Origin of the sequence: Chamaesiphon sp. OTE_8_metabat_110, assembly GCF_031382685.1 — a bacterium.
GTDB lineage: Bacteria > Cyanobacteriota > Cyanobacteriia > Cyanobacteriales > Chamaesiphonaceae > Chamaesiphon.
In genome coordinates this window covers 1-6,293 of sequence record NZ_JANMZA010000544.1, presented here as the reverse complement: position 1 = coordinate 6,293, position 6,293 = coordinate 1, and the positions used below count along the sequence as shown (strand labels likewise).

At 48.9% G+C, this 6,293-nt stretch carries 7 protein-coding genes; 1 reads left to right on the top strand and 6 read right to left on the bottom strand.

The genetic code is table 11. The annotated features are described in order from the left end of the window. Positions 1 to 105: 105 nt before the first annotated feature. On the bottom strand, positions 106 to 645 hold the full coding sequence (locus RMO52_RS19730; protein ID WP_310417653.1) for a peroxiredoxin: 540 nt from the start codon (positions 643 to 645) through the stop codon (positions 106 to 108). Positions 646 to 883: 238 nt separating this feature from the next. Here RMO52_RS19730 and RMO52_RS19725 point away from each other — a divergent pair, with 238 nt between their 5' ends. Further along, positions 884 to 1,312: a Fur family transcriptional regulator gene (locus RMO52_RS19725; RefSeq protein WP_309741820.1), complete on the top strand. Its 429-nt coding sequence runs from the start codon at positions 884 to 886 to the stop codon at positions 1,310 to 1,312. A 3-nt stretch (positions 1,313 to 1,315) separates the two neighbouring features. On the opposite strand, the gene RMO52_RS19720 is transcribed toward RMO52_RS19725, so the two are convergent. From RMO52_RS19720 to RMO52_RS19700, 5 genes are all read right to left on the bottom strand, one after another. Further along, positions 1,316 to 1,552, bottom strand: coding sequence for a right-handed parallel beta-helix repeat-containing protein (locus tag RMO52_RS19720; RefSeq protein WP_309741819.1), 237 nt, complete (start codon positions 1,550 to 1,552; stop codon positions 1,316 to 1,318). Positions 1,553 to 1,576: 24 nt separating this feature from the next. Beyond that, positions 1,577 to 3,052 (bottom strand): leucyl aminopeptidase, encoded by a 1,476-nt coding sequence (locus tag RMO52_RS19715; protein WP_310417656.1) that lies wholly within the window; start codon positions 3,050 to 3,052, stop codon positions 1,577 to 1,579. A gap of 212 nt (positions 3,053 to 3,264) precedes the next feature. Next, the gene (locus RMO52_RS19710; RefSeq protein ID WP_310417650.1) at positions 3,265 to 3,960 is read right to left on the bottom strand and encodes a DevA family ABC transporter ATP-binding protein; all 696 of its coding nucleotides are present in this window, start codon (positions 3,958 to 3,960) and stop codon (positions 3,265 to 3,267) included. 9 nt (positions 3,961 to 3,969) lie between these two features. Next, the gene (gene devC / locus RMO52_RS19705) at positions 3,970 to 5,157 is read right to left on the bottom strand and encodes an ABC transporter permease DevC (RefSeq protein WP_309737808.1); all 1,188 of its coding nucleotides are present in this window, start codon (positions 5,155 to 5,157) and stop codon (positions 3,970 to 3,972) included. A gap of 9 nt (positions 5,158 to 5,166) precedes the next feature. Further along, positions 5,167 to 6,293: HlyD family efflux transporter periplasmic adaptor subunit (locus tag RMO52_RS19700; protein WP_310417647.1), on the bottom strand; the 1,127-nt coding region annotated here is incomplete at its 5' end.

Sequence of the window (6,293 nt, the reverse complement as noted above, 5' to 3'; positions counted from 1 at the left end):
CTTCCCTTATAAAGGGGAGAGCTGGGGTGGGGTAAAGATCTCCGCCTCAGAACCAATCGATGAAATAGTTGGGTTTCGCTTCACTCTACCCAACCTACGCATTAATTAACCCTTGGCACCTTTCAAATAATTCAACATCGTGTTGACATCAGAAACTTCAAAAGGATCGGTTTCACAGTTGTCACTGTAACCATCTTCAATGAATGCCTGCTCGACCTTGCCGTCGTTGACGACCATCGAGTAACGCCAAGACCGCATCCCAAAGCCTAAGTTAGACTTTTCGACCAACATGCCGATCTTCCGGCTGAATTCGCCGTTACCGTCAGGTAAGAGCTTGACGTTTTTCACTTCCATGTTCTTGCCCCATTGGAACATCACGAAAGCATCATTGACAGATACACAGTACACTTCGTCAACACCCAAGGCTTTGATTTCGTCATAGGCAGCATCATAGCCGGGGAGATGGCTGGTGGAGCAGGTAGGCGTGAAGGCACCAGGGAGTGAGAAGACAACTACTCTTTTGCCCGCGAAGATGTCTTGTGTAGTCGTATCTTGCCATTTGAAAGGGTTTGGCCCCTCGACTGATTCGTCGCGCACGCGAGTCTTGAATACAACGTTGGGCACTTTTTGGTTGACTACAGCCATGATTTACTCCTAAATTTGACTAATTATTTTTAGCGCAGCCGTTTGCGACAACTGGCAACTGAGCGATATGTCGCACACATCTCAGAATAGTTCTAATTTAGGAATAAGTCAAGGGTAAGAGGTCTATTTAACTGAGAACTTTTAATATTTAACGAGCGTTCTGGGAAAATTGGGATTATAATTGGAGATTACAGTACCTCTCTACTAGTCACTAGTCACCAGTTGCTAGTCCCTCGCAATGAGCCAGCCATCAACAGACGCGATCGTCAAAACACTCAAAGCCAAAGGCTTGCGGGTCACACCGCAACGATTCGCCGTGTATGCCAATCTCCTCGCGCGTAACGATCATCCCACGGTCGAACAGCTTTTGGTGGATCTAAATCAATCTTGTCCCGTCTCCTCACAAGCGACGATCTATAGCTCCTTGCAAGCTCTCCGCGCGGCAGGATTGATCCGCGAGGTACTGCTCGAAGCAGGTGTATCGCGCTACGATGCGATCGTCGAATCCCACCATCACTTCCACTGTCAACAATGCGGCGCGATCGAGGATATCGGCTGGGATGAGCTACCTGTGGTAGAATTTGCCAGACTGCGATCGGGTTTACAAGCAGTTACCTATGAAACCACCGTGCGCGGTTATTGCGATCGATGTACTCAAGCAGAATAATATTTAATTGTTGGTACCGAGGATATCAAATCCATCATCACTGTTATTGGTGAATTCGGAGTTCGCGACGTTGACTGTATTGCCAGTACCAGAAGCATCGATATCAAAACCATCATCACCGTTGTTGGTGAATTTGCTGTTGTTGATGGAGATCGTGCTGTTGGCGGCATCGATTTGCACCCCATCGCCTTTGTTACCTGTAAAGTTAGAAAAAAGTAGGGTGGGCACTGCCCACCACATACGTTTGAGCCGATCGAGTCTAACCTAACTCAAGACCCAATTTACCAAAGTTCTGACCGGATGACCCGTCGCGCCAGCATTATTCACGCCGCTTTCCTTATCGCTCCAAACTGGCCCAGCTACGTCTAAATGCGCCCAGGGCGTATCCTTGACAAACTGCTTGAGGAATAGAGCGGCAGTAATCGAACCACCACCGCGCGGGCCAGTATTTTTGAGATCGGCGATGGGTGATTTGATGCCGTCGAAATACTTGTCGGCTAGGGGCATTTGCCAGAAATTTTCACCTGCGAGTTCGGCGGCGGCGAGGATGCCGTCGGCGAGGGACTTATCGGGACTCCACAAGCCGGAAATATCATCGCCCAATGCGACGATACAGGCACCTGTGAGGGTAGCTAGATCGACGATCGCATCCAAGCCCAACTTATCGGTATAAACTAGCGCGTCAGCTAGGGTTAATCGCCCTTCAGCATCGGTATTGTTGATTTCGATCGTTTTGCCGTTTGATGCTGTCAGGATGTCCCCAGGGTGCATGGCGCGACCGCTAATCATGTTTTCAGTGACTGCACTGATGAAGTGGACTTCGACATCTGGCTCGATCTGACCGATCGCTTTTGCCGCCCCAAACATCGCCGCAGCACCACCCATATCCATTTTCATGGTTTCGATACCGCTACCTGCGCCTTTGATATTCAAGCCGCCAGAATCAAAGGTTAAACCTTTACCAACGATCGCGATTTTGCGGCGGGGTGTCCCGGTAGGTGTATAAGTCATGTGGATAAATTTGGGGGGCATTTCGGACGCTTGCGCTACGCCTAAAAATGCACCCATGCCGAGGGCTTCACACTCAGCTTGCTCCAAAATTTTGAGCGCAAATCCATAGTCTTTAGACATCTGTTCGGCAGTTTCTGCCATACTCATCGGCGTGACGATATTCGCAGGTGCAGATACGAGTTCTCGCGCTAAGATTACGCCGTCGGCGATTGCTTGCGCTTTGCTAATCGCCGCATCATTTCCGGCAGATTCGAGCAGGTGAACTTCACTAAGCTTGAGGTGATTTTCGGGCTTGACTTCGGATTTGAAGCGATTATCTTGATGCAATGCCAGCAGCAAACCTTCGCTAATTACTTGAGCTGTGCTGGCACCATCGCCATTCCAGACGGGGAGAGCGATGCCGAGAGTCTTGGCTTTCTCGCGTTTGGCGGTGCGGGCAATTGTCGCCCCAGCTTTGCGGAGGGTATCGAGCTTGAGATCTTCGGCTTTACCTAACCCCACCAGCATGATTTTTTGAATTGGGGTATTGACGCCGACACGCGTGACTGCGCTGCTGGATTTAGCTCCTTTAAATTCAGTCTCAGCGATTAATGCTTCAATGACACCTGCCAACTTACTATTAAGTTCGGCAAGATCGCCACTGAGTTCGACAGCATCTTCAAAAAACCCAATCGCTAAAAGATCTCCAGTCCATTCTAGACGTGTGGTAGCGATCGCTTTGATATCCATATTTATGTTTTGTAGCGGTAATTTTAGATCTTGTGTGGTTGTGGGAATCTTTGCACCAACTCCCACCGCTAACTCAGGCGTGCTTCTGGGGAACGCCTGCGCCAACTCATTCATTATCCTCATTGTAGCAATCCTCGGCAGCATCCCCTTTGCAGATCTCTCGGCTGAATACCACTGCTTGAGATCGACTCCAGTTGAGCTATTGTTAGACATCACGACCTTTCCAAATAGCCATCTTCCATATAAATAATCCGATCTGCAAGATCCAGAATGCGGTTGTCATGGGTGACTAGCAGGATCGTACAGCCTTGTTCTTTGGCGAGTTTTTCCATAATTTCCACTACATCGCGTCCCGACTTTTTATCTAATGCTGCCGTTGGCTCGTCTGCTAGGATAATTTTAGGCTGACTTACCAAGGCACGAGCGATCGCGACGCGCTGTTTTTGACCGCCAGATAAATCGCTGGGATAGTAATCCATGCGGTGGTCTAAACCTACTGCGGTCAACATCTGTCGAATCCGATTATCGGCCTCAGTTGCAGTCACATCTTGGATTTCTAATGCCATCTCGACGTTTTGATAGACGGTGAGAAAGTTTAGGAGGTTGTGAGCTTGAAAAATATAGCCGATATCGCGACGCGCTAAGGTCATCTGTTCCTTGGTAGCATTAAATAACTCGTTGCCCAAAATATTTAGACTTCCTTCCTGAACCGATCGCAAACTCCCCATGAGCGTCAATAGCGTGGTCTTGCCCGAACCCGACGGCCCAGTCATAATAATAATCTCACCCCGATCGATTTGCAGATCGATATCAAACAAGACCTGTTTTCGCAGTGAGTCTCGACCATAGTAATGATTTAAAGCGGTCATAGAGATCGCTGGTGCTGGCAGTTTTGACGATGCGGACATCTTTATCTCCTAAAAAATATCGGCAGGATCGGCAGTTTGGAGCTTCCGCACGGCGATCGCCGCAGACGATGAACTCATGATGACAGTTAGGATAAATACGAACGCCACCCGCCCCAGATCCATTGCCATCGGCAGCATTGTGGCAATATTAGTAATCCGATAGATCCCCAAAGCGATCGCTACACCTGGAATAAATGCCAGTGATGCTAAGATCAGCGACTCTTGAAAAACGACAATCAGCAGATAGCGATCGCGAAATCCCATCGCCTTGAGCGTGGCATATTCCGGTAAATGCTCCGTTACATCGCTGTAGAGAATCTGATAAACAATGACAGCCCCGACAATAAAAGCAATGACGACACCCAAATCGAAGGTATAGCCCACAGGCGTACTCGCCTTCCAAAAAGACACCTCCGCCCTGGCATAATCATCTCTAGTCATCACTTTGATATCATCGGGCAACTGCGATCGCATCTGGGTTAACACAGCTTGCACATCTACCCCAGGCTTGAGTTTGATTACCCCGACATCAATTAATCCACCTTGGCGATTGGGAGCCATCCGTAAAAAATTGACATCGCTCGTTACCAAGTAGGCATTAATCCCGAAAGTCGGGCTGAGATTAAATAAGCCCCGAATCTGCACCTGGCGTTGGTTAATTTCAGTAATTACTGGCTCCCCCACCTCAAAACGTTGCGAGATTGGCCCGAATTCTTGCCGAGAACCCATGTTAAATAGGGCTGTATCCGGTTCCCGCAATTGCTGACGATTGGCGGCGACACCAGGGATATTTAAGACCTGATGTTCGGGGTTAATCCCGATCGCATAAATATTCCAAGTCTCTTTGTTGTAGGGATTGCGCCACTGAATGGCATCGAGATAGATCGGACTGACGGATGCGACACCCGTTATACCTACTGCCTGATACAACCGCCGCTCGGTAAACCTATCGAGGGAAATCAACGCTCTCGATCGACTGCTCACCATCACAATTTCACCGTTGAGGCTATGATGAAACTCCACCGCGCTGCTAAATAACGCGCCCTGAAAGCCCATTTGTAAAAACATCAGCACATCGGCAAAACTAATCCCCGCGATCGCCACCAGCAGCTTCGTCCGTTCTTTTCGTAACTGTAACCAGGACAAAAACAGTGGTTTCTTCTTTTTGCCAATCTTGTCCCGCATCATTTCAGCCATACTATTTCCTCAAGATTTAACATCGATCGCGACTTGAATGCTTAAATTAGTTAAACCTGCCACCCGACGGCTAGAAGCTTCATCCAATAGCACTTTCACCTCTACCACCCGCGCATCAAACTTAGCCGCCGGATCGGTATTTAAGACATCTTGTTTATTAATCTCTAGTCCGACTTCAACAACTTTGCCTCGCAGTACTTCTGGAAAAGCATTATTTTTACTCGTCACAGTTGCATTCTGTCCCACGCGAATCCGACCGATATCTAATTCATAAACTTCGGCTACTGCTACCATCCGATCGGTTTGTCCCAGGCTGATGATGCCGTCATTGCCAACCCGTTCGCCAGCGCGAGTATGTATTTTGAGGACTTTCCCCGCTTGAGGCGATCGCACCGTTGCTGCATCCAGATTTGCCTGGGCTTGGGCGACATTTGCCTGGGCTTGAGCTACTTGCGATCGAGCAACTTTGATATCTACCGGACGCACTTCAGCAATTTTATTTAAGGTAAATTGACTTTCTTTAACCTGTTGCTGCATCGATGTTTCAATCTTTCGCAGGTTAGCTTTGGCTTCATTTATTTGCTGTTGTCCCGATGTTTGAATCCGGCGTAAATTGGCTGAAGCTTCAGCTATTTGCTGCTTGCCCGAAGCTGTAATTCGATTCAAATTGGCTCGATCTCGATTGACTTTTTGCTGAGCTGTTTGTGCGTTCAAGCGTTTGCTATCGCGAATGGATGCCGTAACTACGCCCTGTTGATACAAGGTTTCATAACGTTTGTACTCCAACTGCGCGTTTTCGAGTTCTGCTTGCGATTCGGCGATCGTTGCCTTCTGCGCGTCGATTTGGGTTGCTGTTTCCGCAATTACCCTAGCTACAGTCGCTTGCTGTGATGCGGTTTGTGTGCTTGTTTCGGCGATGACTCTAGCTACCGTCGCTTGCTGTGCGCCTGTCTGAGTGTCCCGTTCGGCTTGGAACCTGCCGATCGTCGCTTGCTGTGCTTGAATCTCGCCCTGTTTGGCTCCAGAGGCTACTTGTGCCAACTTCGATCGAGCAACTTCTAGCTCCTCTTGTGCCGAGCGCACCGCCGACTGACGACGGGCATAGGTATCCAGCACCGCGATAATATCTCCTGTGC